Source organism: Parapusillimonas sp. JC17, from assembly GCF_052180245.1.
GTDB lineage: Bacteria > Pseudomonadota > Gammaproteobacteria > Burkholderiales > Burkholderiaceae_B > Parapusillimonas.
The window spans coordinates 4335505-4360726 of the sequence record NZ_CP197474.1 but is presented as its reverse complement, the minus strand read 5'-3'; the positions used below and the strand labels follow the sequence as shown (position 1 = coordinate 4360726).

Below are 25222 nucleotides of genomic sequence, written 5' to 3'. Positions count from 1 at the left end.
GATGAGGGGTCAGACCCCTTGCAGGGTCTGACCCCGGGCCTAGCGCGGAGCGAGCGGTGATTCGGATCGGGCAACGCGGGACAGCAGGCCGGTGACCGCCTCCTGCGGTGCGAGCCCCTCGAATAATACCTGGCACACGGTCTCGGTGATGGGCAAATCGACGCCATGGCGCCGGCCGAGGTCCCTGGCGGCCTGCGCGCAGCGCACCCCCTCGGCAGTCATGCCGCCGGCCAGGACCTCATCCAGCCTGCGGCCCTGCCCGATGGCCAGCCCGACTTGCCGATTGCGCGACAGAGGGCCGGTGGCCGTCAGGACCAAGTCGCCCAGACCGGTGAGCCCGGAAAAGGTTTCCGCCTGGCCGCCAAGCGCGACGCCCAGCCGCTGCATTTCGGCCAGCCCGCGCGTGATGAGGGCGGCGCGTGCATTGGTGCCGAGCTCCAGGCCGTCGGCAATGCCGCAGGCTATCGCGATGATGTTCTTGAGGGCGCCGCCGACTTCCACGCCGACGATGTCCTCGCTGTTGTAGATGCGTGCGCTATTGCCATGCATGGCGGCGGTGACCGCCTGCGCCGTGCGTGGCTCGAGCGTGGCGATGGTCAGGGCCACGGGCAGGCCTCTGGCGACCTCGTGCGCGAATGATGGGCCCGAGAGCACACCCAGCCCGACGGCCGGCAGCGCCTTGAAGGCGGCGCGTGCGATCTCATGCGGCAGTTCGCCTGTTTCGGGCTGGAAGCCTTTGCAGGTCCAGACGATGCTCAGGCCGGCATGAGGAAGGTGACGCAACGCGTCGGCGAGCCGGATGCAGGTATCCCGCAGGCCCGCCACCGGAACGCCCAGCACGATGAGCCCGCGCGCCGGGTCGGAGCAGGCATGCATCAAGGCATGCTTGAAGTCGGACGTGGCTTCGAGCGTGTCGGGCAGCCGGATTTCAGGCAGGTAGCGGCCGTTGCACCGTGTTCGCTGGATCTCCAGGGCCAGTGCCGGGTCACGGGCCCAGAGTACCGCGCCGGCCTGTTTGCAGGCCAGCGCCGCGAGCGCGGTGCCCCAGCTTCCAGCGCCAATGACGGAAACGCGGACGGGGGGCGGTACGGCGCTCATGAGGCGGCTCTTGGCGTTTACTGGCGTGTTGCGCCGGGGGGGAGGATGATGCCGGAGTCCTGCTGCTGGTTCTGCTCTTCGGCGAGCTGGGCGATGCGCTGCTCGTACAGAGCCTGGAAGTTGACCTCGGCCAGATGCAGGGCCGGCAGCGAGGTGCGATTGATGGCGTCGGCCACGTTCGCGCGCAGGTAGGGGTAGAGCATGGTGGGGCAGACGATGCCGATCAGCGGGTCGAGCTGTTCGGCGGGAATGTTGGCCGCTTCGAAGATGCCTGCCTGCGTGGCCTCGACGAGATACAGGACCTTGTCCTGGATGCGCGTGGTCACGGTAGCCGTGACGGTGGCTTCGAAGATGGTCTCGGCCAGTCGCTGTCCGCCGACGTTGATCGACACCTCGACGGTGGGACCTTCCTGCTCCAGGAAGATCTCGGGAGCGTTGGGCATTTCGACCGACAAGTCTTTGATGTAAGTGCGCTGCAGGCTGAAGCTGGGATCGTTGCTGGCTTGCTGGTCGTGGCTGTTCTGGTTCTCGGCCATTTTTGTGTCCTGGTTAGAATAAGATGAAACGTGAGTGTAAGCCCGGGACCTTTCAGCGTTGACCGGCCCCAGGGTGCGACGGACGCGGGTCAGCCGGCCAGCAAGGGCAGCAGGCCGTTGGCGCGGTCCAGTGCGGCAAGGTCATCGAAGCCGCCGACATGGGTATCGCCGATGTAGATCTGGGGTACGGTGCGGCGACCGGTGCGTTCCATCATGATGGCGCGCTGGCCGGGGTCCAGGTCGATGCGGATCTTTTGGATTTCACTGACGCCGCGCTGCTTCAAGAGCATTTCGGCGCGTACGCAATAAGGGCACACTGCGGTGCAGTACATCGTTACGGTAGCCATGAGATTCCTTTACCGGTACAAAGAGGTCAGTTCTTTTTGGTCAGCGGCAGGCCGGCTTGCAGCCATGCGCGCAGCCCGCCTTCCAGGCTTACGGCGCCCGCGTGGCCTTGCTTGCGCAGCGCGCTCGCAACGCGCGCCGAGTCGCGGCCTTGGTCGCAGACGACGATGATGGGCTTGTCCTTGGGCAAGGCGGCCTGCTTGGCGGAGATATCCGATGCGGGCATATTGCGTGCCTGCGGTATGCTGCCGTGTTTGAACGATTCGGCGCTGCGCACATCGATGAACATGCCCTGCTGGTCGTTCGCCAGCTTGACGGCTTCGTTGACGCCTACGGTTTTCGAGCCGCCTTTCAGCAGGTTCGGCAAGGCCAGCATGACTGCGGCGGCGATGGCGATGAAGACGAGTATGAGGTTGTTCTGGTCAAGAAAAAAGTCCACGATGTATCCCGAATAGGCCCTTGGAAAATGGGCTGAATCCGGGGATTATAAAATGGACGAAGAATTTCAACTTTTAGGCGATTTTTGTCATGCATAAACTTGTTCTGATGCGCCACGGCGAAAGCCAGTGGAATCTTGAAAACCGCTTCACGGGCTGGACCGACGTCGACTTGACCGAGGGCGGGCGCGAGCAGGCGCGCCTGGCCGGCGAGCTGCTCAAGGAAAAGGGTTTCGAGTTCGACCTGGCCTATTCGTCCGTTCTGAAGCGGGCCATTCGCACGTTGTGGATCGCGCTGGATGCCATGGACGCCATGTACACGCCGGTCGGACTCAGCTGGCGGCTGAACGAACGGCATTACGGCGCACTGCAAGGGCTGAACAAGGCCGAGACGGCTGCCAAGTTCGGCGATGAACAAGTACTGATCTGGCGCCGCGCCTATGCCATCGCACCCGATCCTCTGGAGCTCGACGATCCGCGCCATCCCCGCTTCGACCGGCGCTATGCCAAGATCGGCGCCGACAAGCTGCCGGCCACAGAGTGCCTGAAAGACACCGTGGCGCGCGTCCTGCCTTTCTGGAACGAATCGATCGCACCCGCCGTACGCGCCGGCCGCCGGGTTCTGATCGCCGCGCACGGCAACAGCCTGCGCGCCCTGATCAAGCACCTGGACGGCATCTCCGACGACGACATCGTTCATCTGAACATCCCCACCGGCCAGCCGCTGGTCTACGAGCTGGACGACGATCTGCGCCCCATCCGCCATTATTATCTTGGCGATCCCGCCGAAATCGAAGCGGCGATGACGGCTGTCGCCAATCAGGGCAAGGCGGGCAAATAAGCATGAGGATTGCGGCCGGCTTGCTGGTGTTCGTCCTGGGAACCGGCGTGGCCATGGCCGCGGAGCCCACGCTGGCTGAAAAGCAGGCGGTGGCGAAGAAGCAGCAGAACGAGCTGCGAGAGCAGATCGAACTGCTGCAAAAGGAAATAGACAGCCAGGAGTCTTCGCGCCGCGACGCGGCCGGCGAGTTGAAAGAATCCGAATCGGCCATCTCGGCCATCAATCGCCGGCTGGCGGAACTCTCCGAGCGCCGCCAGCACGCCGAGAGCGAACTGAAGGCCCTGGCCAGGCAGACGGAAGACCAGAAGCGTCTTTTAGCCAAACGCCAGCACGAGCTGGGCGAGCAGTTGCGCGCCCAGTACGCGAGCGGCCTCTCTCCCTGGACGGCCCTGCTCTCGGGTGATGATCCGCAGCAGATCGGCCGGGAACTGAGCTACCTGGGCTATGTCACGCAGGCGCAGGCGGCGGCGGTGCAGGCCGTGCGCGAAGCACTGGCACATCTGGATGCCTTGCAGGCAAGGACCGAGGCCGGACGCAAAGAACTGGCGCTCCTGCTTGAAGAAACATCCGAGCAGAAGGCTACTCTCGAAAAGCAGAAGGAAGAGCGGAGCAAGGTGTTGGTGCGCATCGAGTCGCGTCTTGCCGAGCAGCGCGGCCAGGCCCAGCGGCTGGCGCGCAATGACGCCCGCCTGGGCGATCTGGTCGCCGGCCTCGAGAAAGCCATCATCCGCCAGGCCGAAGAGGCACGGATCGCGGAAGAAAAACGCAAGGCGGAGGCCGCCCGGCGCGCCGCCGAGCTGGCGCGCCAGCGCGAGGCCGCGCGCAAGGCCGAAGAGGAAGCGCGCAACGCCCAGGCGCGGGCCGAGCGCGAGCGCAAGCGTCAGGAAGCGGAGACGGCCCGGCTGCAAGTGGAAAAGGCCCGGGAACAGGCCAGGCGCGTCGAGCAGGCCGAAACGGCGCGTGAACAAGCCAGCCGGCAGACCAGGACGGAACCCGCCGGCGGCTTCAAGGGCTTGCGCAAAGGGCTTCCGCATCCCGTGCAGGGCGAAGTGCTCGGCCGCTTCGGCGCGCAGAGGCCGGAAGGGGGCTTATGGCGCGGCATCGTGCTGCGGTCTCCGGAAGGGACGGCGGTGCGGGCCATCGAGGCAGGGCGCGTGGTCTATGCGAATTGGCTCAGCGGATTCGGCAACATCATGATCGTCGACCATGGCGCCAAGTTCCTGAGCGTCTATGCTTACAACCAGAGCCTGCTGAAACGGGTGGGCGACATCGTCCATGGCGGCGACACCATTGCTACCGTGGGCGCCACCGGCGGGCAGGTCGACCCGGGTCTATACTTTGAAATTCGGCACCAGGGCACCCCTGTGAATCCCCTGCTTTGGTTAAGGCCGTAATTTCGGTACTATTTACCTGATGCCGACCGGCATCGGATTTTGTCTTTCATCAGGAACGTGCATGAGCACTCGCAGGTTACGCGGATTTGGATTGGTGGTTGCGGGCGCGCTAGGCGGCGTGCTCATCAGCCTTGGCATCACGGCAGCCGCCCAGCGGGGCGAGCCCTTGCCGCTCAAAGAGCTGCAGCAGTTCGCCAATGTCTTTGCGGCCATCAAGGCCAGCTATGTCGAGCCCGTGGCGGACGACAAGCTGATCAATGACGCCATCAAGGGCATGTTCAGCGACCTGGACCCCCATTCCACCTACCTGGACGCCGAAGCGTTCAAGGAAATGGAAGCCATCACGCAGGGCGGCTTTGGCGGTCTGGGCATCGAAATCGGCAGCGAAGACGGCATGCCCAAGGTCATTTCGCCCATTGAAGACACGCCCGCCGCCAGGGCGGGCATCCTGTCGGGCGACCTCATCACCCACATCGACGGCAAGCCCACCAAGGGCATGACGCTCAATGACGCCATCAAGCTCATGCGCGGCGAGCCCAAGACCTCCATCGTGCTGACCATCAAGCGCGAAGGGGTAGGAAAACCGCTGGTGATCACCATTGTCCGCGACCTCATCAAGGTGCGCAGCGTGCGCAGCAAAATGCTGGACAACGACATCGGCTATGTCCGCATTGCGCAATTCCAGGAAAGGACGGTCGAAGACCTGGCCCGGCAACTGAGCGAACTCGGCGGCAAGAAGCCGCTCAAAGCGCTCGTGCTCGACTTACGCAATGATCCCGGCGGCCTGCTCGACGGCGCGATCGGCGTTTCGTCGGCCTTCCTGCCGCCCGATGTCCTGGTCGTTTCCACGAAAGGCCGCATACCGTCGTCCAACCGCGAGTATTTCTCCAAGCCCGTCGGCTTCACCCGCAACCCGATCAGCGGCGAACCGGCGAACCGGGTGCGCTTGCCCGAATGGGTCAAGTCCATCCCCATGGTGGTGCTGGTGAACGTCGGTTCCGCATCGGCTTCGGAGATCGTGGCAGGGGCCCTGCAGGATCACGGCCGCGCCAAGATCCTGGGTAACCGCACGTTTGGCAAGGGTTCGGTGCAAAGCGTGCTTCCTCTCAGCGAAGACACGGGCATCAAGCTGACCACGGCACGGTATTACACGCCCAAGGGGCGCTCCATCCAGGTCACCGGCGTCGACCCGGACATCATCGTGGACGACACCGCGCAAGGCAATCTTTTCCGCCTGCCGCGCGAGGTCGACCTGCAGCGCCACTTGATCAACAGCGGCGTAATCGAAGATCCGGCCGAGGAATCCGCAGCCGACGACGGCAAGCCGCAGCCCAAGATGTTCGAGTTCGGCGGCGGCGACGACTACCAGCTGATGCAGGCCGTCAACTTCCTGGAAGGCCGGCCGGTCAAGAAGAGCGATCCCGAAATGGTCGCCAAGGCCGACAAGCCCGCCGATAAGCCGCAAGGCAATGCAAAAGGAAATTCAACCGGGGCTGAAAAAAAAACTCCAGTGAAACCCGCTGAAGCGCCGGAAGTGCTGCGGTACAGGATCACGCCCCAGGGTGTGGTTCCTGTCAAGCCATGAACGACGAGCAACTGCTCAGATACGCGCGCCATGTGCTGCTGGACGAGTTCGGAATAGAAGGACAGGAGCGCGTGCTGTCCTCGCGCGTGCTGATCATCGGCGCCGGAGGGCTCGGGTCTCCGGCGGCCCTGTATCTGGCTTCCGCGGGGGTCGGCCACATCGTGCTGGCCGACGACGACGATGTCGAGCTCAGCAATCTGCAGCGGCAGATTCTTCATACGACGGCGCGCGTGGGTCAAGCGAAAGCAAGATCGGGCCTGCAAGTCCTGAACGAAATCAATCCCGGCATCCGTGTCGACGCGGTGGTCGACCGTTTGATGGGCGCATCGCTGGGCGAGCAGGTGGCTCAGGCAGACTTGGTGCTGGACTGCTGCGACAACTTCGCCACGCGCCACGCCGTCAATCGAGCCTGCGTCCAGCACCGAAAGCCGTTGGTGTCGGGCGCGGCCATCCGTTTTGCGGGCCAAGTCAGCGTCTTCGATCTGCGGCGCGCCGACACGCCGTGCTATCACTGCCTGTTTCCCGAAGCCGACGATGTCGAAGAGCTGCGTTGCGCCACGACTGGCGTACTGGGACCGCTAGTGGGCATCGTGGGCAGCATGCAGGCGGCGGAGGCGTTGAAAGTGCTTGCCGGCATGGGGGAACCCCTGATAGGCCGCATGCTGTGCCTGGATGCCCTGGCGATGCAATGGCAGAGCATACGCTTCAAGCGGGACCCCGAGTGTCCGGTGTGTTCGGGCAGGGGTTGAAGGGGTCAGACCCCGTACGGGGTCTGACCCCGGGCAACTGTGGGGGAAGGGGTTCAGGGGGTCAGACCCCGTATGGGGTCTGACCCCGAGCAGCTGCGGGGTCTGACCCCGGCCAGCCTTCCCACCGAATTGACGCGCACGTCGACATAAAGCGCGCGGCCGGCATGCAGCGCCGAGAACGGCGTTCCGGGATGGTACACATGCACGGTCCGCATGCCCGCCTGTCGTGCGCTTTTCAGGTTCCTGAGCGTGTCTTCCACCAGGACCACCCGGCGCGCGGGTACGCGCAAGCGGGCCAGCACCTGCTTCATGAGTCCGGGTGAAGGCTTGGGGCGGATGCGGCCCTGCAGCGCCATGTGCTCGATGGTCCAGATTCCGTCGAAGTGATGCAGTATGCCCAGCGTCTTCAATACCGTGCGCGCGTATTCGGTGGGCGCATTGGTCAAGAGTATCTTGTGCCCGTTCAAGCGCCGCAGCTTGCGCGCCAGGCCGTATTCGGAATGAACCAGCGAAGCGACGTCGAAGTCATGGCTAAGGTGCAGGAAAGTGTCGGCCTTGATGCCGTGATGGCGCACCATGCCGATGACGGTGGCGCCATAGCGCCTCCAGTATTCCTTGCGCAGCACGTCGGCGTCTTGCGCCGACAGCTGCAGGCTGGAAGCCACGGCACGGGACATCGCACCGTCTATGGCGCTGAAGATGCCCTTGGAGCAATCGTGCAGGGTATTGTCCAGGTCGAACAGCCAGACCGTTTTCCCGGTGTCCGCGGGCAGGGGCGGACGATGCCGGGCAACGGCATGGCGCAGGGGCCGCATGGAATCAGCTGGAAGTGATCATCGTGCCGACGCCGCGGTCGGTCAGGATTTCGAGCAGCAGGCAGTGCGGAACGCGTCCGTCGACGACGTGCACCGATGTGACCCCGTTGCGCGCCGCGTCCAGCGCGGAAGAGATCTTGGGCAGCATGCCGCCGGAAATCGTGCCGTCTTCGAAGAGCTCGTCGATGGTCTGCGCGGAAAGGCTGCGCAGCAGGTTGCCGTTCTTGTCGAGCACGCCAGGCGTGTTGGTCATCATGACGAGCTTTTCTGCGCCCAGGACTTCGGCCATCTTGCCCGCGACGACGTCCGCGTTGATGTTGTAGGCGCGCCCGTCTTCACCGTATCCGATGGAGGAAATCACCGGAATGAACTGGTCGTCTTGCAAGGCCTTGACCACAGCCGGCTCGATATGTGTGATATCGCCCACGTAGCCGATGTCCAGCCATTCGCCGGGCCTGTCCTTGTCGGCCAGCATTTTTTTCCTGGTCTGGATCATGCCGCCGTCCTTGCCGGTCAGTCCGACCGCCTTGCCGCCGGCTTCATTGATCATCATGACGATGTCCTGCTGGACCTGCCCGCCCAGCACCCACTCGACGACCTCCATGGTTTCGGCGTCGGTGACGCGCATGCCCTGGATGAATTCGCCTTCCTTGCCGATGCGCTTGAGCGCGGCATTGATCTGCGGGCCGCCGCCGTGCACGACCACCGGGTTCAGCCCAACCAGCTTGAGCAGCACCACGTCATGCGCGAAGCTGCGCTGCAGTTCTTCTTCGATCATGGCGTTGCCGCCGTACTTGATGACGACCGTCTTGCCGTGGAACCGGCGGATATAGGGCAGGGCCTCGGAGAGGACGTCTGCCTTGACGGTCGATGAATGCTGGGATGAATCGTTGGGTATGGTCATGACTTTTAACTGGCCAATGCCTTGTTGACGATGCTGAGGAAGGCTTCTTTATCGTAGTTGCCCAGGTAGCGCTTGATGATGTGGCCTTCCTTGTCGATCAGGAAGGCCGTCGGCGTGAGCTGCACATCGCCGAATGCCTTGGCGATGTCGCCTTTCGCATCGATTGCCACCTTGAAGGGAAGCTGGCGCGTCTCGGCGTAGTTCTGCACGTAGTTGGGCGGATCGTACTGCATGGCAACCGCGATGGTGTCAAAGCCCTTGGGCGAAAGTTCGTTGTAATTCTTGATGTTGTCGGGCATTTGCGCAATGCAGGTCACGCAGCTGGTTGCCCAGAACTTGACCAGCACGACCTTGCCGCGCAGGTCTTGCGTAGTGAATTGCTCGCCCGTAAGGGTCGTGAAGGTGACGTCGGGCGCCGTCTTGGCGGATCCGGAGAACTGCCAGACTCCTGCTCCGGCCACAGCCAGGACGACGATTGCGCCAAGGAGTATCTTCTTCATTGGACTGGTATGGTTTCAGCGCCGCCCATGCTGGAGTCGGGCGTTGCGGGGGTTGCGCCGGCGGGCGGCGCTTCTTCGACCACAGCGGGCGATTCAGGCGCGGCAATGCTTTCCGGCGAGACGATCTGGAACAATTTTACTACTTTGTTGATGCCGCTTACCGAGGCGGTGGCCTTGGCGGCGCGCTGGCCTTCGGGGTCAGTCACCTTGCCGAGCAGGTAGACCACGCCTCTTTCGGTGGTGACGAGGATGGTGCGGCTGGGGACTTCCTTGGTGTTGATGAGAGTGCTGCGCACCTTGGACGTCAGCCAGGTGTCGTTCGTGCGCACGCTGACCGGCGTGACGTCGCCGACGCGCAATTCATTCACGACGCGTTTCACTTTTTCGACCTGCTTGGCGGCCTCTTCGGCCTTCTGCTTGTCTTGCGCCGTGGGGACGTCGCCGGTAAGAAGCACCAGGCCGGCGTAGGAGGTCGCGTTGACGCGCGCCTTGTCTTCGAAGAGACGGCGCATTTCGGCCGCCGCCTTCATTTCGATGGCTTGGTCTTCGACTTGCTCGCCGGTCGTGCGTCTGTCGGTTGCGACGACGGCCGTGGTGGCCGCCGCGCCGCCCACGACCAGGGCGCCGCAGCCCGCCAGGCCGGTGAGCCCGGCCAGGGCAAGGCCGGCCAGCAGGAATCGTTGCGTGTTACGTGGTCTGCGCATTACAGGGTGTCTCCCAGGAGCAAGGCGTCGATTCCGTCGCACAGCGCATGGAGCAGGACGATATGGACTTCCTGGATGCGCATGGTGCGATCATGGGGGACGCACAGATGGATGTCGGTTTCGTGCAGGAGGCCGGCAATGTTGCCGCCGCCTTTGCCGGTGAGCGCGATGACCGACATTTCGCGATCGTGGGCGGCTTCGATGGCTTTGACGACGTTGGGCGAATTGCCGCTGGTCGAAATGGCGACCAGGATGTCGCCCGGCTGGCCCAGCGCATTGACCTGGCGCTCGAAGATGGCGTCAAAGCCATAGTCGTTGCCCACGGCCGTGAGGATGGATGTGTCGGTGTTCAGGGCGATGCCTGCAAGCGGGAGGCGGTCGCGCTCGAAGCGGCCGACGAGTTCGGCAATGAAGTGCTGCGCATCGGCGGCCGAACCGCCGTTGCCACAGGCCAGGATCTTGGCATTGTTGGCCAAGGCGCCGAACAGCATGTCGACCGCCACGGACAGCGGTTCGGCCAGTTCGCGGGAACTGGCTTTCAAGGTGTCGATCGCATCGTCGAAGTGCGATGCCATGTGGGAGGTCATATCCATGAGGAGGATTATCTCATGTTCGTATTGGAACGATGTGAAGAACGTAATACCGCCGTGGCGCCGAGCCGAGCGCTTCAGGTCTCGGTGAAAGCATTTTTGATCCAATCCAGCGCGTTTGGTTCCACGCTGACCACATCGAACCGGCAGGCGGGCATGCGTCCGCCGAAATGCCGCCGCACCAGCGAGGGCAGGAAATAGCGGGCGCAGCGCATCAGCTTGGCCTGTTTCAGGCCGTCTACGCTGCTGAAAGCGCCGCCGTAACGGGATGAACTGCGGTGCCTGACCTCGATGAACACCAGCACCGGACCGTCGCGCGCCACCAGGTCGATCTCGCCCGCCCTGCAAGCCAGGTTGCGGTCCAGGATCAGGAGCCCGTGCGTCTGCAGATGCCGCATGGCCAGCTCTTCGAAGCGGCGGCCCGTTTTTTGAGTGGGCGAATAGCGCGCTTGGGCATCGGCGTCCGGAACGGAGCCGGCCGAGGCCGGCCCGGCCGCGGTTCGCGCTGCCCTGCGGCGCCTGGCCTTGACCGCCTGTTTTTGAGCGCGGGCAGCCAATGCGTACAGGACGGTTTCGTCTATCATGTTCTTTTGCCTTTCACTTCCGTTGAGCCAGTCTCATTACCCAGTATGACCGAAGCCCCCGATCTTTCCGACCCCTTTCCGTCATGGAAACGTCTCGCCGAGCGCGTCGACGCGCAGCATTGGCCGGCGTCGACGCTCTACGTGGTGGCCACGCCCATCGGCAATCTGGGCGACCTCAGCCTGAGGGCCTGGCAGGCATTGCGGCGCTGCGATGTGATTGCCGCCGAAGACACCCGGATCAGCCGGGCCCTGCTCGATGCCTGGGGCGTGGAGACGCCGCTGATCGCCGCGCATCGGCACAACGAGGCACGGGCCGCGCAGACCATTCTGGAACGCTTGGCGCAGGGCCAGCGCGTGGCGCTGGTTTCCGATGCCGGCGCGCCCGCCGTCAGTGATCCAGGAGCCCGGATCGTCCGCGCCGTACGCGAAGCAGGCTACGGGGTGACCGCCATACCCGGGGCGAGCGCCGTGATCACGGCCTTGATGGCCAGCGGTGCAACGTCGGACGAGAATCCGGCGTTCATATTCGCTGGTTTCGTTCCCCCGAAATCGGGTGCCAGGCAGAAGTGGCTGCAACGCTGGTGCGCGGTGCCGGCCCCGGTGGTGATGTTCGAGTCGCCGCATCGGCTGGCGGCTTCCATCCGCGACATGCTGGAAGTCTGCGGCGCGGAGCGAAAGCTGACCGTGGCGCGAGAACTGACCAAGCGATTCGAGCAGGTGCATACCGTGGCCCTGGGAGACGCCCTGGCCTGGCTGGAAGGGGACTCCCATCACGGGCAGGGGGAATTCGTGCTGATCATCCACGAATCCGAATCCAGTGAAACGGACGACGAGATGGAGCCCGCCGCCCTGACGTTGCTGGACGCTTTGCTGGAAACGGTTTCCGTGCGGGATGCGGCCAGGATAGCCGCGAAGGTGACGGGCCTGCCCCGCGACGTGCTGTATGCACGCGCCCTGGCCAGGCAGGCGTCAGCGCAGGGCCATTGAAGACTGCAAGCCGGTTTCCTGCTGTATGCGCACAGAAGCGTTGACGGCGGCCGTGCGCGAAGGATAAGGGCCGATGCGGACGCGATGCAGGCCGTCCCCTTCCTGGACATAGGCCTGCCGCGGCTCGAAGGGCCCGATCTGCTGGTTCAGCTTGCCGGCGAGGCTGACGGCGGTCTGGGCGGCGCTGAATGCGCCGAATTGCAGGAATACTTCGGCGCCTGGCGCCGCGTCGCGCGTCGTTGGCGGTGCGTCTGGGGACTGCAAAGAGGCCGTCATGGCGCCGACGTCGTCGGTGCCGCCGGCCGTATCGTGCTTGAGGGCATCCAGGGCGTTGGGGGTGGCGGGGCCGGATTGCCGTGCGATGAGTATGGGCGCATCGGGCACCGGCGCGGGTTCCAGCGGCGCCGGTGCGGGCGCAGCGGGAGCGGGTGTCTTGGTTGCCGGACGGGTGAACCGGCCGCTGCGTATGTCGTCGTTGGTGATTGCTTCCACGATGACCTGGCCGCTGCCCGGCCCGATCAGGCCAAGCTTGGCCGCCGCCACATAAGACAAGTCGATGATGCGTGCGCTATGGAAAGGCCCGCGGTCGTTGATGCGGACGATGACCGTCCGGCCCGAGCCCGCATGCGTCACGCGCGCATAGCTGGGAAGGGGCAGCGTAGGGTGCGCGGCGGTCATGCCGTACATGTCGTAGGTTTCGCCGTTGGCCGTTTTCTGGCCGTGGAACTTGCGTCCATACCACGACGCGGTGCCTTGCTGGCGGAATGGGCGGCCGTCGCTCACCGGAACATAACGCTTGCCAAACACCACGTAGGGCCTGAAGTTGGCCGGCGCGTGTCGCTCGACCCTGGGCTGTGCATCCGGAATCGCTTCGATGTTGGCCGGGATGTTCGAGCCGGGTCCATCGTCTTTGTAGTAGCCGCCGCGCCCGCCACCCGAGCCCCCGGTGCTGGAACAGCCTGCCAGCACGGCGAACGCGAAACTCAGGAAAAAACAGACAGGTGTGCGGAAACGGGTCATGGAATATCGGGCGGCGGCTGGTTTCGGTGCCTTATCAACAGGGGTGAGTGGTCGGCAAAGCGCAGGGCGAGCTGTTCGGTGACATAGACCGAGCGGTGCTTGCCGCCTGTACAGCCGACGGCGACAGTCAGGTAGTTGCGCGTGTCCTGCATGTACAGCGGCAGCCAGCGGCGGATGAAGCTGGCGATGTCGTCGATCATGGCTTCGACACTGCCGAACTGCGACAGCCATTCCGCCACCGGGGCGTCCCGGCCCGTGAGCGGCCTGAGGTTCTGGTCATAATGGGGATTGGGCAGGCAGCGAACATCGAAGACGAGGTCGGCGTCTCCGGGGACGCCGCGCTTGTAGGCGAAAGACTCGAAGGTCAGTACGACGGGCGCGCGGTCGGCCTGAACCAGATCGCGCACCCAGGCGCGCAATTGACCGGGGGTGAGGTCCGACGTATCAATGACGTGTTCCTGTTCCCGCAGTGGCGCGAGCAATTCCCGTTCGGTGTCGATGCATTCCTGCAGGGAAGGAGATTTGCCGTCCTTCTGAAGCCTGTCGGTAAGAGGATGCCGCCGGCGGGACTCCGAATACCGCTGTTGCAGCGTGTGGTCGTTGGCATCCAGAAAAATGACCCGGAAAGCCATGCCCATGGCGCGCAGGCTGGTGATGACGCCGGGAAGGTCGTCCAGTTCGCCGGGCGAGCGGACATCGATGGCGACGGCGACACGCTCCAGTCCGCTTTCGCTCGTGCTGGCGATGAAATCGTGCAGAAATCGCACAGGCAGATTATCGACACAGGTATAGCCCGCATCTTCGAGCAGGCGCAGGGCTACGGACTTGCCCGAGCCGGATATTCCCGTGATAAGCACAATTTTGAGCATGACGAGAGAGGTTCCACTTGGTGGGAGGACATCCGATGGGCGGCGTGGCTCCCGAAAAACGATAGATGGCCGCGTGTCGCCGTGGGGCCGACAGGGCGTTATTCTTGCCGGCTGCTCTCCATGATGGCCAGCGCCTGGCGCTCGATGAATTCGCCCATGGTGTCGATGCCGCGGAATGTCAGGATCGTGTTGCGCACAGCGGCCTCGACGAGCACGGCCAGGTTTCTGCCCGCCGCCACCTGCAGCATGACCCGCTTGATGGGAAGGCCGAGGATTTCCTCGGTCTGGTCCTGGACGGGAAGCCGTTCGAAGGTGTCGGTATTGGAGCGCACCAGCTGAACCTTGAGCTTCAGGGTCATTTTGCGCCGGACCGAGGTTTCGCCGAAGATGGTGCGGATGTCGAGCAGGCCTAATCCCCGGACTTCGAGCAGGTTCTGCAGCAGGGGCGGGCAATGCCCCTCGATGATGTGGGGAGCGGTGCGTGAGAGCTCGACCGCGTCATCGGCCACCAGGCCGTGTCCACGGGAAATGAGTTCCAGGGCGAGCTCGCTTTTGCCGAGGCCCGATTCGCCGGTGATGAGGACGCCCAGGCCCAGGACGTCCATGAAGACGCCGTGGACGGTGGTTTTCGGTGCAAGGCGCTTGCCCAGATAGATGCGCAGCAGGTCGATGACGCGCGCGGCATCCATGGGGGTGGACAGCAGCGGTATCTGCTGCTGATTGCAGAACGCCAGGACCTCTTGAGGAATGGGTTGGCCTTCTGCGATCAGGATGGCGGGCACGTTTCCCGCCAGCAGGTCCTGCAGGAATTGCTGGCGGCGGTCGGCATCGGAACGCCTGTAAAAAGAGAGCTCTTCGGATCCGAAGACTTGAATGCGGGACGGGTGTATGAGGTTGAAGTGCCCGACGAGGTCGGCACCCGATTCGCCGATATCCGGAATGAGTCTCTGGGCTGCTTCCAGGCCGGCTTCCCATGCGAATGGGATTTTTTCCGCATTGTCGCTGACGAGGTCTTGGATGGTAAGCATGATGGGACTAGGGCCTGTTAACGCTACTGTTCGCCGCCGGTCAGGAGCCGGTGTATCACCGCCGGATCGGTTTCCGTGGACAGCGCCTGGCGGAGGCTTGGGTCGGACATCAGACGCGCGATTTCCGCCAGAAGGTCCAGGTGCAGCTGCGTGGCGGTTTCCGGAACCAGCAAAATGAACAGCAGGCTGGCCATGCGCCCATCTGTGGCATCGAATCGCACCGGGTCGGCCAAGCGGATGAAGGCGGCGCAAGGCTCCTTCAAGTCCTTGATGCGGCCGTGAGGCACGGCGACGTGGTGCCCCAATGCGGTCGAGCCCAGGCGCTCGCGAGCGATGAGGCTGTGAAAAACCGCCGTGCGGGCGATACCATGATGATTCTCGAAGAGTAGGCCCGCTTGTTCGAAGGCGCGCTTTTTGCTTGTGGCGGCAAGATCGAGCACGACATTGGACAACGGCAGGATGCGCGACATTAGGTTCATGGGGTAATTATATGAGCTTTGCCTCTTTTGTATCAAAAGGCATAACTAAGGCCCCAATCACGCAGGGCGATTGAGGCCGGATGCCATCGGCGGCAGCGAAGTTTCAAGCAGGCGTATCAGGCCTGCCGCAGCCGGGCGCGATGGGAATGAGTGCTACTCGACGGTGGATACGCTTTGCCGTTTGACGGGCTCGTGGGCGTGATCCTGAACCTTGGTTTTGTACTTGATGACCTGACGGTCGATTTTATCGGCCAACAGATCTATGGCGGCGTAGAGGTTTTCGTCGGAAGCGGCGCAGTGTATGTCTTTGCCGCGAAGACGCATGGTGACTTCAGCCGTATGCTTGAGACGTTCGATCGAGAGTATGACCTGTGTGTCGATGACGTTGTCGAAATGGCGCGATACCCGCGACATTTTGTTGAGTACGTATTCGCGAATTGCGGGGGTTACTTCGAGGTGACGACCACTAATGCTCAGGTTCATATTGGGCTCTCCTTGCTAGAAAAAACATGATGCGCGAATGCGCGTTATTGATTTATGGCTGGACTCCTTTTAAACGAGTTTGTCATGATTCCAGTGTATAGATTATGTGGACGAAATCAAGTGGCTGGGGTCGGACCCTGCATAGGGTTCGACCCCTACGGGGTGCTAAATGGCCGGGGATTGAGCTAAGTCAAATGGCCGGGAGGGGGTCGGACCCCGTACGGGGTCCGACCCCAAACATTCAAGGGGTCAGACCCCATGCGGGGTCTGACCCCCCCACCGCTACATCTTGAAGTTCTTGCCCAGGTAGACCTTGCGGACGGCTTCGTTGTCGATGATTTCGTTGGGGTGCCCGTCGGTCAGCACCTTGCCTTCGCTGATGATGTAGGCGCGGTCGCAGATGCCGAGTGTTTCGCGCACGTTGTGGTCGGTGATCAGCACGCCGATGTTGCGGCTTTTCAGAAAATGCACGATGCGCTGGATTTCGATGACGGCGATGGGGTCGACGCCGGCGAAAGGCTCGTCGAGCAGGATGAAGCGCGGATGAGTGGCCAGGGCGCGGGCGATTTCCACGCGCCGCCGTTCGCCGCCCGACAGCGAGATGGCCGTGTTGTTGCGGATGTGGCCGATCTGCAGTTCATCGATGAGGGATTCGAGGTTCTCGCCGATTTCCGCCGAGCTCAGTGTGGCGCCGGTGTCGTTGGTTTGCAGTTCCAGCACCGCGCGTATGTTTTCCTCGACGGTGAGGCGCCGGAAGACCGAGGCGTCTTGAGGCAGGTAGGACAGCCCCAGCCGCGCCCGCTTGTGCATGGGCATGCTGGTGATGGGCGTGCCGTCGATTTCGATGCGTCCGGCGTCCGTGGGGACGATGCCCACGATCATGTAGAAGCTGGTGGTCTTGCCTGCGCCATTGGGACCCAGCAGGCCCACGACTTCGCCGCTGTCGACCGACAGCGAGACGTCTTGGACGACCGTGCGCTTGCCATAGGTTTTTCGCAGGCCTGTGGCGCGCAGGCTGCCTTGTGCTGAACGGGGAGGGCGGGCCGTCGCTGGACGGCCGCCACCCGGCTTCAGCTTGTTGGAATGAAACATAAACGTCGTCTTCGGTATGCGAGGCGGATGCTATCCACCTGACGCGGATTTCTGTTTGCATGCCGCGGCGGCCGCATCGGCCTTGGCGCGCGGTTGCGCCAGGGAGCGTACACGCCCGCCCTGGGCTGCGGAGTTTGGACCGCCGTAGGCCTGATAGGTTTCCGTTTTCTGACGATATATGACGCGCTCGCCCTGGATGTTGTCGAAGGGCTTGCCACAGATGAAGCGCGTGATGACCGCCTGGCCGATCACTTCGATTTCCTCGGACTTGCCGTTGTAGACGGCGCGCAGCCCTTTGGCCTCCAGGATCTCGAACTTTTCGGGATTTTCCTGGCGGATGAACACGAGCTTGCCGGGCTCGACCGTGGCCGTGCCATGCTGGAAGCCGTCGGCGTCTTCGCGCATGACGAGCTTGTCGGAGCGCAGGGTCATGGGGCCGCGGGTCAGGATGACATTGCCCGTGAAGACGCTTTCCTTCTTCGCGTCGTCGTAGTTGAGCGTATCGGAAAGAATGAGGGTGTCGGGCTCTTCCGCGGGAGCGGCCGGCTTGCCGCCGTTTTGCTGGGCGAGGCCAAGCGCCGGTGCGAGCATGGCGGCGGAAGCGAGCAGAAGGGCGGCGAGGAATGAGGGTCTTTGTGGATTCATGGTTTTTTTTCTGTTTGTTCGGGCGCTGTGCCGCGTCTGGAACGGGACTCTTCGCCGGAAATTTTGACGTCGGTGGACGAAAACACTTGGAGCTGCCGTGTCTTGTTATCGTAACGCATGCCCGTGCCGTTCATGACGGATTTTCCGTGCACGACCAGAGCGGGGAGATCGGTGAAGACCAGGTCCTGGTCGGGCAGCAAGGTCAGCTCGTCGCTTTTGACGTCGAGCACAGGGGTGTCCTGGCCGGGCTGGCGGCGCACATGCGCGTTGCCCTTCATGACGATGCGGTCGCCGTCCTGGTCCATGACGGCGGTGTCCGACGTGCCCACGGTGATCGGCGTGCCGGGCTGCTGTCCCACGGCCCGGGCCTGAGTGATCTCGTACGAATCGTCGTCCGGATAGTGCTGCATGCGGTCGCCTTCAAGGCGATTGATGGCGTAGCCTTTTGCATCGGTGCGCACCATCGTGAACTGGGTGGCCCAGGAATCCGGCTCGTGCGTGATCCGCCTTGGCGGATCGATGGGTATGGATCGCCGGGCATAATCGGCCGCCCACCAGGTGCCGGCGACCAGGGCAAGCAGCAGCAGGATGGCGACGATGGCTGGCGCGCGTTCTTTCATGGGCTTACTGAATGGCGCCGCTGAGGCGGGCGGTTCCACTGGCAAGGAAGCCGCCAAGCCGGCCCTGCGCCGCAAGGATGACGTCGCAGCAGTCGCGCACGGCGCCTGATCCGCCCGGCCGGCTCGAGACCCAATGGACGATCTGGCTGACATAGGCGGGCGCATTGGGCACGCTGGCCGCGAAGCCAACCCGCTGCAATGCGGCCATGTCGATGATGTCGTCGCCCATATAACCTACCTCGGACAATTCAAGGCCTTGTTCCTGAGCCAGCCGGGATATGGCCTGGCCTTTGTCGCGCACGCCCTGGAAGACAAGAGGAATGCCCAGTTCGGCGGCCCTTCGCGCCACGATGGGGCCTTCGCGCCCCGTCATCAGGGCGACGTCGACGCCGCTTTCGCGCATCAGGCGCAGGCCATGCCCATCCAGGGCGTGAAAGCCCTTCATGAGTTCTCCGTGCTCACTGTACCAGAGACGGCCGTCGGTCAACACCCCGTCGACGTCGAAAATCATGAGGCGTACTTGCCGTGCTCTTTCGATGACGGCGGGAGGCACTTTCGCAAGGATCAGCGCTTCGGCGGGATGAGTCAGTTTGGGCAGGTTCATGATCAGATAACCTTGGCGGCGAGCAGGTCGTGCATGTGTAAAGCGCCTAATAATAGCCCGCTATCGTCCACCACCAGCATTTGGCTGAGTCGGCCGGAATCCATCAGCGCTGCCGCTTCGATGGCCAGCGCGCCGGGCGGAACCGATTTGGGGCCGCGCGTCATGCCCGCTTCGACCGTCAACGGCCGGATGTCGCCATGCCTGGCGATCAGGCGGCGAAGATCGCCGTCGGTGAAGATGCCGACGGGGCGCTGCGTGTCATCGACGACGATGGTCATGCCCATGCCCTTGGACGACATCTCGGCCAGGGCGTCGGCGATGGGCGTGTTCGTGCGCACCAGCGGCAGGGCGACACCGGTGCGCATGACGTCGCGCACCAGGGTCAAGAGCTTGCGTCCCAGCGCGCCGCCCGGATGGGAGCGCGCGAAATCCTCGCGGCTGAAGCCGCGGCTTTCCAGGCAGGCAACGGCGATGGCGTCGCCCAGCACCAGGGCGGCCGTGGTGCTCGCGGTGGGTGCGAGATTGAGCGGGCAGGCTTCCTGGGCCACATGGGCATCCAGATGGAGATCGGCATTCTGGGCCAGATCGGATCGCGGGTGGCCGGTGATGGCGATGATGCGGGTGCCCATGCGCTTGGCGACGCTCAGCACCGTGAGCAGTTCGTTCGCGGCGCCCGAATACGAAATGGCCAGAACGATGTCCTGGGCGGTCAGCATGCCCAAGTCGCCGTGAATGGCTTCGGCGGCATGCATGAAAAAGGCGGGCGTGCCTGTGGAGGCCAGAGTGGCCGCAATCTTCTTGGCGATGTGCCCGGACTTGCCGATCCCGGTCACCACGACGCGGCCGTCGCAGTTCAGGATCATGTCCACGGCCAGGCTGAACGAGGCATCCAGGCGATGGTCAAGCGCTTGCAGCGCCTGGATTTCCGTGGCGAAAGTACGGTGTGCGGAAGCCAGCGCCTCGCGTGGGTCGGGGTTGGGTGGTGTTTCCATTTGCCGATTTTAATCGCATAGAAAGCGCTTATACTCAGCGCTGGGCCTTTTTTGCTTTAGTCACAAATTCCATGCATATTGATCCTGTGAGCTACGTGCGCGGCGCGATCCGTAGCGTGCCTGATTGGCCGAAACCCGGCGTCACTTTCCGCGATATTACCCCGGTGCTGCAAGATCCCCGGTCGTTCCGGGTGCTGATCGATCTGTTCGTGTACCGTTATATGCGGCAGCGCCTGGATCTCGTGGCAGGCATAGACGCTCGCGGATTCATCCTGGGCTCAGTGCTGGCCTATGAGCTGAACCTGGGATTCGTGCCCATCCGGAAAAAGGGGAAGCTGCCCTACCGGACCGTGGCCGAAGAGTATTCCCTGGAATACGGCAATGCCGCGGTCGAGATGCATACCGATGCGGTGCGTCCCGGGCAGCGCGTGCTGCTGATCGACGATCTCATCGCCACCGGCGGAACCATGGTGGCGGCGTCCAGGCTGCTGCAGCGCCTGGGTGCGAACGTGATCGAGGCCGCCGCCATCATCGACCTGCCGTATCTCGGCGGGTCGAAAGCGCTAAGGGAAACCGGCCTGCCGATTTATACCGTTTGCGATTTCAACGAAGGCTAAAGCACGAGGGGTCAGACCCCGTACGTAAAGCATTGGGGGGTCAGACCCTGTACGGGGTCTGACCCCATCACTCAAATCGTACGGGGTCTGACCCCATCACTCAAATCGTACGGGGTCTGACCCCATCACTCAAACCAGCACGCGCTCGATGCCGCCCGCATTGGCGTCGCGCACGTAGTTCTGCATCCAGTCCTCGCCCAGAATGTGGCGGGCCATCTCGACCACGATGTAGTCCGCTTCCATTCCGGTTTCGCCCTGGTAGCGCGACAATCCCTGCAGACATGACGGACAGGAGGTCAGCATCTTGACTTCGCCGGCGTAGCCGTCGGCGCGTATGGCCTGGGTGTTCTTGGCCAGTTCTTCCGACTTGCGGAAGCGCACTTGCGTCGAGATGTCGGGCCGCGATACGGCCAGTGTGCCGGATTCGCCGCAGCAGCGGTCGGTCTTGATGGCTTCGTCGCCCACCAGCGCCTTGACGGTCTTCATGGGGTCCTGCAGCTTCATGGGCGTATGGCAGGGGTCGTGGTACATGTAGCGCACGCCCTGCACCCCATTGATCTGTATGCCCTTTTCAAGCAGGTATTCGTGGATGTCGATCAGGCGGCAGCCGGGGAAGATCTTCTCGAATTCATAGCCGGCCAACTGATCGTAGCAGGTGCCGCAACTGACCACGACGGTCTTGATGTCCAGGTAGTTCAGCGTGGTGGCCATGCGATGGAACAGCACCCGGTTGTCGGTGATGATTTTTTCGGCCTTGTCCGTCATGCCGTTGCCGCGCTGCGGATAGCCGCAGCACAGATAGCCCGGAGGCAGGACGGTCTGGACGCCGGCATGCCACAGCATGGCTTGCGTGGCCAGTCCCACTTGCGAGAACAGCCGTTCGGAGCCGCAGCCCGGGAAATAGAACACGGCCTCGGTGTCCGGAGACGTGCCCGCCGGATTGCGGATGATGGGCACGTAGTCGGCGTCTTCGATGTCCAGCAGCTTGCGCGCGGTCTGCTTGGGCAGGCCGCCGGGCATTTTCTTGTTGATGAAATGGATCACCTGCTCGCGGATGGGCGCCTTGCCCTGAGTGGCCGGAGGCTGCGCAACCTGCTTGCGCGAGCTGCCCGCCAGCACATCGTGCGCAAGCCGCTGCGCCTTGTAGCCGACGTCTATCATGGCCTTGCGGGTCGCCTTGATGACGGCGGGATCCTTGGCGTTCAGGAAGAACATGGCGGCGGTCGTGCCGGGATTGAAGGACTTCTTGCCCATGCGACGCAGCAGCGAACGCATTTCCATGGAAACGTCGCCGAAGTCGATGTCGACCGGACAGGGGTTGTAGCACTTGTGGCAGACCGTGCAGTGGTCCGCCACGTCTTCGAATTCCTCCCAGTGCTTCAGGCTCACGCCGCGCCGGGTCTGTTCTTCGTACAGGAAGGCTTCGATGAGCAACGAGGTCGCCAGGATCTTGTTGCGGGGCGAATACAGCAGGTTGGCGCGCGGCACGTGCGTGGCGCACACTGGCTTGCACTTGCCGCAGCGCAGACAGTCCTTGATGGCGTTCGAGATGGATCCGATCTCGCTGCGCTGCATGATGAGCGACTCGTAGCCCAGCAGGTTGAAGCTGGGGGTCCAGGCGTTGCGCAGGTCTGCACCGGGCATGAGCTTGCCGGCGTTGAAGTGATCGTCGGGGTCGATGCGGCGCTTGTAATCCTGGAAGGGCGCGAGCTCTTCCTCGGTCAGGAATTCGTATTTGGTGAGCCCGATGCCGTGCTCTCCCGAAATCACGCCGTCCAGGCTGCGCGCGATCTGCATGATGCGCGCCACCGCTTCGTTGGCCTCGCGCAGCATGTCGTAGTCGTCCGAGTTGACCGGGATGTTGGTGTGGACGTTGCCGTCGCCCGCATGCATGTGCAGGGCGACGAAGACACGGCCCTTGAGCACGCGGTCGTGGATGGCCTGGATTTCGGCCAGGACCGCCGCGCAGTCCGCGCCTGCGAAATAGCGCTCCATCAACGCGCGGACTTCGGTCTTCCAGGAAATGCGCAGCGTGTGATCCTGCACGAGGTCGAAGATGCTTGCATCGGGTTGTTCACGCAGCCTTTCTTCGAGCACCGGACGCGTGGACTGCAACCCGAGCCTGCAGAGCGTCTCGATATTCTGCGCCAAAGGCAGGTCCAGGCCGTCCAGCAGCCAGCGCCAGCGCTCGCGCACGGTCCTCAGGCTTTGCAGCGCGTCGCGCGTGCGTCCCGCCAGGATCTCCTCGCGGGTGTGTTCGGCGTCGTCGTGGTCTTCGATTTTGCCGATGGGCAGGTCGCCCTGCAGGAAGGTTTCGATGTGGTCCAGCAGCCGCAGCTTGTTGCGCGTGGACAGCTCGATGTTGATGCGCTCGATGGCATCGGTGTATTCGCCCATGCGATTCAGGGGAATCACGACGTCTTCGTTGATCTTGAACGCATTGGTGTGGCGCGCGATCGCGGCGGTGCGTGCGCGATCGACCCAGAAGCGCTTGCGGGCCTCGGCGCTGACCGCCACAAAGCCTTCGCCGTGGCGCGAATTGGCGATGCGCACGACTTCGCTGGCCGCCTTGGCCACCGCATCGGCGTCGTCGCCGACGATATCGCCGATCAGGACCATCTTGGGCAGGACGCCCCGTTTGCTTTTGGTGGCATAGCCGACGGCGCGCAGATAGCGTTCGTCCAGATGTTCGAGGCCGGCCAGGATGGCTCCCAGCGCCTTGCCCGGGCCGTCGAGGTAGTTCTTGACCTCGACGATGGACGGCACGGCATTGCGCGCCTGGCCGAAAAACTCCATACAGACGGTGCGGGTGTGCGCGGGCATCCGGTGCACAATCCAGCGGGCCGAAGTGATCAGGCCGTCGCAACCCTCTTTCTGGACGCCGGGCAGACCTGCCAGGAACTTGTCGGTGACGTCCTTGCCCAGCCCGGTCTTTCGGAAACGCGAGCCTTCGATGACGAGCAATTCGTTGCGCAGCGGCACGGCACCCGGGGCGTGCTTGCCGTCGAACCATTTGAGTTCGAAGCGGGCTTCCTTGGCGTCGTGGATCTTGCCGAGATTGTGCTCCAGGCGCGTGACCTCGAGCCAGTTCCCTTGCGGGTCGACCATGCGCCACCAGGCGAGGTTGTCGAGCGCCGTGCCCCACAGCACCGCTTTCTTGCCGCCCGCGTTCATGGCGACGTTGCCGCCCACGCAGGACGCGTCCGCCGAGGTGGGGTCCACCGCAAAGACCTGCCCGGCGGCTTCGGCCGCTTCGGCGACGCGTCGTGTGACCACGCCCGCGCCGGTCAGTATCGTATACACGGGTTCGGCGACGCCGGGCAGTTGCGTGGGCTCGGCCGGGCTCATGGCGTCGAGCTTTTCGGTATTGATGACGGCGGACCGCGCGGTGAGCGGGATGGCGCCGCCGGTATAGCCCGTGCCGCCGCCCCTCGGAATGATGGTGAGGCCCAGCTCGATACAGGCGCGTACGAGGGCCGCGATTTCGTTTTCCGTGTCGGGCGTGAGCACCACGAAGGGGTATTCGACGCGCCAGTCCGTGGCATCGGTAACGTGCGATACCCGGGAAAGGCCGTCGAACTTGATGTTGTCCTTGTGCGTGATGCGGCCCAGGCGCTTGATGGCCTTCTTCCGCAACTCCGTCGTCTTGACGAACTCTTCTTCGAAGCTGGCCACGGCATAGCGCGCGGCGCCAAGCAGCTTCGCGACCTTGCCGTCGCGCTCGGTGCTGCTCGTGTCGCGGCGCTGGTCGACTTCGTTCAGGCGGTGATTGAGCGCCTGAATGAGTTGTTGCCTGCGCTTCGGGTTGTGCAGCAAGTCGTCTTGCAGATAGGGATTGCGCTGTACCACCCAGATATCGCCCAGCACTTCGAAGAGCATCCGCGCGGACCGGCCGGTGCGCCGCTCGCCCCGCAGCTCGGACAGCATCTGCCAGGCTTCATCGCCAAGCAGGCGAAGCACGATTTCGCGGTCGGAGTAGGAGGTGTAGTTGTATGGGATCTCGCGCAGGCGCGGTGTGGTGGCAAGCGGTGCCTGGGCGGCAAGCAGATGACTGGCTACGGGGGCGTTCATGACAGGAAAAAAGGATGGCCCTTAAAGACACAGTGTAAGGGATTACGTTGAGTTTAAACCAGAACGCGTGCCCCGCCTTCAGTGATTGCCGGGAAAGAACCACAGCAGGGCGCTGGTCATGCCCGCATAGCGCAGGAACTTGCCGATGGCCATGTACATCACCGAAGGCCAGAAGGGCAGCTTCAGCCAGCCCGCCACCGCGCACAGCGGGTCGCCCAGCAGAGGCATCCAGGAGAACAGCAGCGCGCGCGGGCCGAGCCGGTGGAGCCAGTAGCTGATGTAGTCGTGCCAGCGGCCGCCGGCCTTGTTCTTGATCTTGTGCGGATGTGTCTCGCGCCAGTTTTCATAGGCCTTTTCCGCGCCCAGCCCCATGCCGTAGCTGATTGCGCCTCCTATCGTGTTCCCCGCCGTGGCCACGGCGATGGCGGCCCAGAACATGTCGGGCGCCATCTTCAGATATCCGAAGACGGCCGGCTCGGATCCCAGGGGCAGCAGGGTCGCCGACACGAGGCTCACCACGAAGATGGCGCTCAGGCCCACGCTGGGCAAGGCCAGGGTGAGCAGCAGCCAGTGTATCGAGTGTTGCAGCCAAGCTTCCATAACATGTCATCGCGATGCGGTGGCGCTAGTTTA

General features: G+C 63.4%; 28 protein-coding genes. 6 read left to right on the top strand and 22 right to left on the bottom strand.

Translation table 11 applies throughout. The annotated features are described in order from the left end of the window. Positions 1-39: 39 nt before the first annotated feature. From ACSBPU_RS20915 to ACSBPU_RS20900, 4 genes are all read right to left on the bottom strand, one after another. On the bottom strand, positions 40-1098 hold the full coding sequence (locus ACSBPU_RS20915; RefSeq protein WP_442593871.1) for an NAD(P)H-dependent glycerol-3-phosphate dehydrogenase: 1059 nt from the start codon (positions 1096-1098) through the stop codon (positions 40-42). Positions 1099-1115: 17 nt separating this feature from the next. Next, positions 1116-1634 (bottom strand): protein-export chaperone SecB, encoded by a 519-nt coding sequence (gene secB / locus ACSBPU_RS20910; RefSeq protein WP_180069052.1) that lies wholly within the window; start codon positions 1632-1634, stop codon positions 1116-1118. Positions 1635-1723: 89 nt separating this feature from the next. Continuing rightward, entirely contained in the window at positions 1724-1981 is a 258-nt protein-coding gene (gene grxC, locus ACSBPU_RS20905; protein ID WP_442593869.1) for a glutaredoxin 3, read from the bottom strand. Between the two features lie 26 nt (positions 1982-2007). Then, positions 2008-2418 carry a rhodanese-like domain-containing protein gene (locus tag ACSBPU_RS20900; protein WP_442593867.1) on the bottom strand — a complete coding sequence of 137 codons (411 nt, stop codon included), beginning with the start codon at positions 2416-2418 and terminating at the stop codon, positions 2008-2010. A gap of 89 nt (positions 2419-2507) precedes the next feature. Between ACSBPU_RS20900 and gpmA the strand changes: the two genes are divergently transcribed. The 4 genes from gpmA to ACSBPU_RS20880 all read left to right on the top strand — a co-directional run bounded on the left by gpmA (position 2508) and on the right by ACSBPU_RS20880 (position 6985). Next, a complete protein-coding gene (gpmA, locus tag ACSBPU_RS20895) occupies positions 2508-3257 on the top strand; it encodes a 2,3-diphosphoglycerate-dependent phosphoglycerate mutase (protein WP_442593865.1) in 750 nt (249 codons plus the stop codon). 2 nt (positions 3258-3259) lie between these two features. After that, positions 3260-4651, top strand: coding sequence for a murein hydrolase activator EnvC family protein (locus tag ACSBPU_RS20890; RefSeq protein WP_442593863.1), 1392 nt, complete (start codon positions 3260-3262; stop codon positions 4649-4651). 61 nt (positions 4652-4712) lie between these two features. After that, complete coding sequence (locus ACSBPU_RS20885) at positions 4713-6236, top strand: S41 family peptidase (RefSeq protein WP_442593861.1); 1524 nt, start codon at positions 4713-4715, stop codon at positions 6234-6236. Next, positions 6233-6985: a HesA/MoeB/ThiF family protein gene (locus tag ACSBPU_RS20880; protein ID WP_442593859.1), complete on the top strand. Its 753-nt coding sequence runs from the start codon at positions 6233-6235 to the stop codon at positions 6983-6985. Before ACSBPU_RS20885 ends, ACSBPU_RS20880 begins: the two co-directional genes overlap by 4 nt. A 53-nt stretch (positions 6986-7038) precedes the next feature. On the opposite strand, the gene ACSBPU_RS20875 is transcribed toward ACSBPU_RS20880, so the two are convergent. The 6 genes from ACSBPU_RS20875 to ACSBPU_RS20850 form a co-directional block, all read right to left on the bottom strand. Next, entirely contained in the window at positions 7039-7800 is a 762-nt protein-coding gene (locus ACSBPU_RS20875; RefSeq protein ID WP_442593858.1) for a pyrimidine 5'-nucleotidase, read from the bottom strand. Between the two features lie 4 nt (positions 7801-7804). After that, positions 7805-8704, bottom strand: coding sequence for an acetylglutamate kinase (gene argB, locus ACSBPU_RS20870; protein WP_442593856.1), 900 nt, complete (start codon positions 8702-8704; stop codon positions 7805-7807). Positions 8705-8709: 5 nt separating this feature from the next. After that, positions 8710-9204, bottom strand: a complete 495-nt coding sequence (locus ACSBPU_RS20865) for a redoxin family protein (protein WP_180069068.1) — start codon at positions 9202-9204, stop codon at positions 8710-8712. Then, a complete protein-coding gene (locus ACSBPU_RS20860; protein ID WP_442593853.1) occupies positions 9201-9908 on the bottom strand; it encodes a BON domain-containing protein in 708 nt (235 codons plus the stop codon). The genes ACSBPU_RS20865 and ACSBPU_RS20860 overlap by 4 nt, the downstream gene beginning before the upstream one ends. After that, complete coding sequence (locus tag ACSBPU_RS20855; protein ID WP_180069072.1) at positions 9908-10501, bottom strand: phosphoheptose isomerase; 594 nt, start codon at positions 10499-10501, stop codon at positions 9908-9910. The genes ACSBPU_RS20860 and ACSBPU_RS20855 overlap by 1 nt, the downstream gene beginning before the upstream one ends. A 74-nt stretch (positions 10502-10575) precedes the next feature. After that, positions 10576-11082: a YraN family protein gene (locus ACSBPU_RS20850; RefSeq protein ID WP_442593851.1), complete on the bottom strand. Its 507-nt coding sequence runs from the start codon at positions 11080-11082 to the stop codon at positions 10576-10578. A 45-nt stretch (positions 11083-11127) separates the two neighbouring features. Between ACSBPU_RS20850 and rsmI the strand changes: the two genes are divergently transcribed. Beyond that, complete coding sequence (gene rsmI, locus ACSBPU_RS20845) at positions 11128-12069, top strand: 16S rRNA (cytidine(1402)-2'-O)-methyltransferase (RefSeq protein WP_442593849.1); 942 nt, start codon at positions 11128-11130, stop codon at positions 12067-12069. Here the strand turns inward: rsmI and ACSBPU_RS20840 are convergent. The 10 genes from ACSBPU_RS20840 to ACSBPU_RS20795 all read right to left on the bottom strand — a co-directional run bounded on the left by ACSBPU_RS20840 (position 12052) and on the right by ACSBPU_RS20795 (position 19901). Then, complete coding sequence (locus ACSBPU_RS20840) at positions 12052-13089, bottom strand: septal ring lytic transglycosylase RlpA family protein (protein WP_442593847.1); 1038 nt, start codon at positions 13087-13089, stop codon at positions 12052-12054. The genes rsmI and ACSBPU_RS20840 overlap by 18 nt on opposite strands. Further along, positions 13086-13958 (bottom strand): RNase adapter RapZ, encoded by an 873-nt coding sequence (gene rapZ / locus ACSBPU_RS20835; protein WP_442593845.1) that lies wholly within the window; start codon positions 13956-13958, stop codon positions 13086-13088. The genes ACSBPU_RS20840 and rapZ overlap by 4 nt, the downstream gene beginning before the upstream one ends. A 98-nt stretch (positions 13959-14056) precedes the next feature. Then, positions 14057-14986, bottom strand: coding sequence for an HPr(Ser) kinase/phosphatase (gene hprK / locus ACSBPU_RS20830; protein WP_180069082.1), 930 nt, complete (start codon positions 14984-14986; stop codon positions 14057-14059). Between the two features lie 23 nt (positions 14987-15009). Further along, positions 15010-15465 (bottom strand): PTS sugar transporter subunit IIA, encoded by a 456-nt coding sequence (locus tag ACSBPU_RS20825; protein WP_442593843.1) that lies wholly within the window; start codon positions 15463-15465, stop codon positions 15010-15012. 153 nt (positions 15466-15618) lie between these two features. Beyond that, on the bottom strand, positions 15619-15948 hold the full coding sequence (gene hpf / locus ACSBPU_RS20820) for a ribosome hibernation-promoting factor, HPF/YfiA family (RefSeq protein ID WP_442593841.1): 330 nt from the start codon (positions 15946-15948) through the stop codon (positions 15619-15621). A gap of 282 nt (positions 15949-16230) precedes the next feature. Further along, positions 16231-17040 (bottom strand): LPS export ABC transporter ATP-binding protein, encoded by an 810-nt coding sequence (gene lptB / locus ACSBPU_RS20815; protein ID WP_442593839.1) that lies wholly within the window; start codon positions 17038-17040, stop codon positions 16231-16233. Between the two features lie 30 nt (positions 17041-17070). Continuing rightward, positions 17071-17685, bottom strand: a complete 615-nt coding sequence (gene lptA, locus ACSBPU_RS20810) for a lipopolysaccharide transport periplasmic protein LptA (RefSeq protein ID WP_442593837.1) — start codon at positions 17683-17685, stop codon at positions 17071-17073. After that, on the bottom strand, positions 17682-18305 hold the full coding sequence (lptC, locus tag ACSBPU_RS20805; protein ID WP_442593835.1) for an LPS export ABC transporter periplasmic protein LptC: 624 nt from the start codon (positions 18303-18305) through the stop codon (positions 17682-17684). Before lptC ends, lptA begins: the two co-directional genes overlap by 4 nt. Positions 18306-18309: 4 nt before the next feature. Continuing rightward, entirely contained in the window at positions 18310-18915 is a 606-nt protein-coding gene (locus ACSBPU_RS20800) for a KdsC family phosphatase (protein ID WP_442598459.1), read from the bottom strand. After that, positions 18912-19901 (bottom strand): KpsF/GutQ family sugar-phosphate isomerase, encoded by a 990-nt coding sequence (locus ACSBPU_RS20795; RefSeq protein WP_442593833.1) that lies wholly within the window; start codon positions 19899-19901, stop codon positions 18912-18914. The genes ACSBPU_RS20800 and ACSBPU_RS20795 overlap by 4 nt, the downstream gene beginning before the upstream one ends. Positions 19902-19972: 71 nt before the next feature. Between ACSBPU_RS20795 and ACSBPU_RS20790 the strand changes: the two genes are divergently transcribed. Next, positions 19973-20518 (top strand): adenine phosphoribosyltransferase, encoded by a 546-nt coding sequence (locus ACSBPU_RS20790; protein ID WP_180069094.1) that lies wholly within the window; start codon positions 19973-19975, stop codon positions 20516-20518. 129 nt (positions 20519-20647) lie between these two features. On the opposite strand, the gene ACSBPU_RS20785 is transcribed toward ACSBPU_RS20790, so the two are convergent. Together ACSBPU_RS20785 and ACSBPU_RS20780 are read right to left on the bottom strand one after the other, a co-directional pair. Beyond that, the gene (locus ACSBPU_RS20785; RefSeq protein WP_442593831.1) at positions 20648-24589 is read right to left on the bottom strand and encodes a DUF3683 domain-containing protein; all 3942 of its coding nucleotides are present in this window, start codon (positions 24587-24589) and stop codon (positions 20648-20650) included. Positions 24590-24667: 78 nt separating this feature from the next. After that, on the bottom strand, positions 24668-25189 hold the full coding sequence (locus ACSBPU_RS20780; protein ID WP_442593829.1) for a YqaA family protein: 522 nt from the start codon (positions 25187-25189) through the stop codon (positions 24668-24670). Positions 25190-25222: the final 33 nt, after the last annotated feature.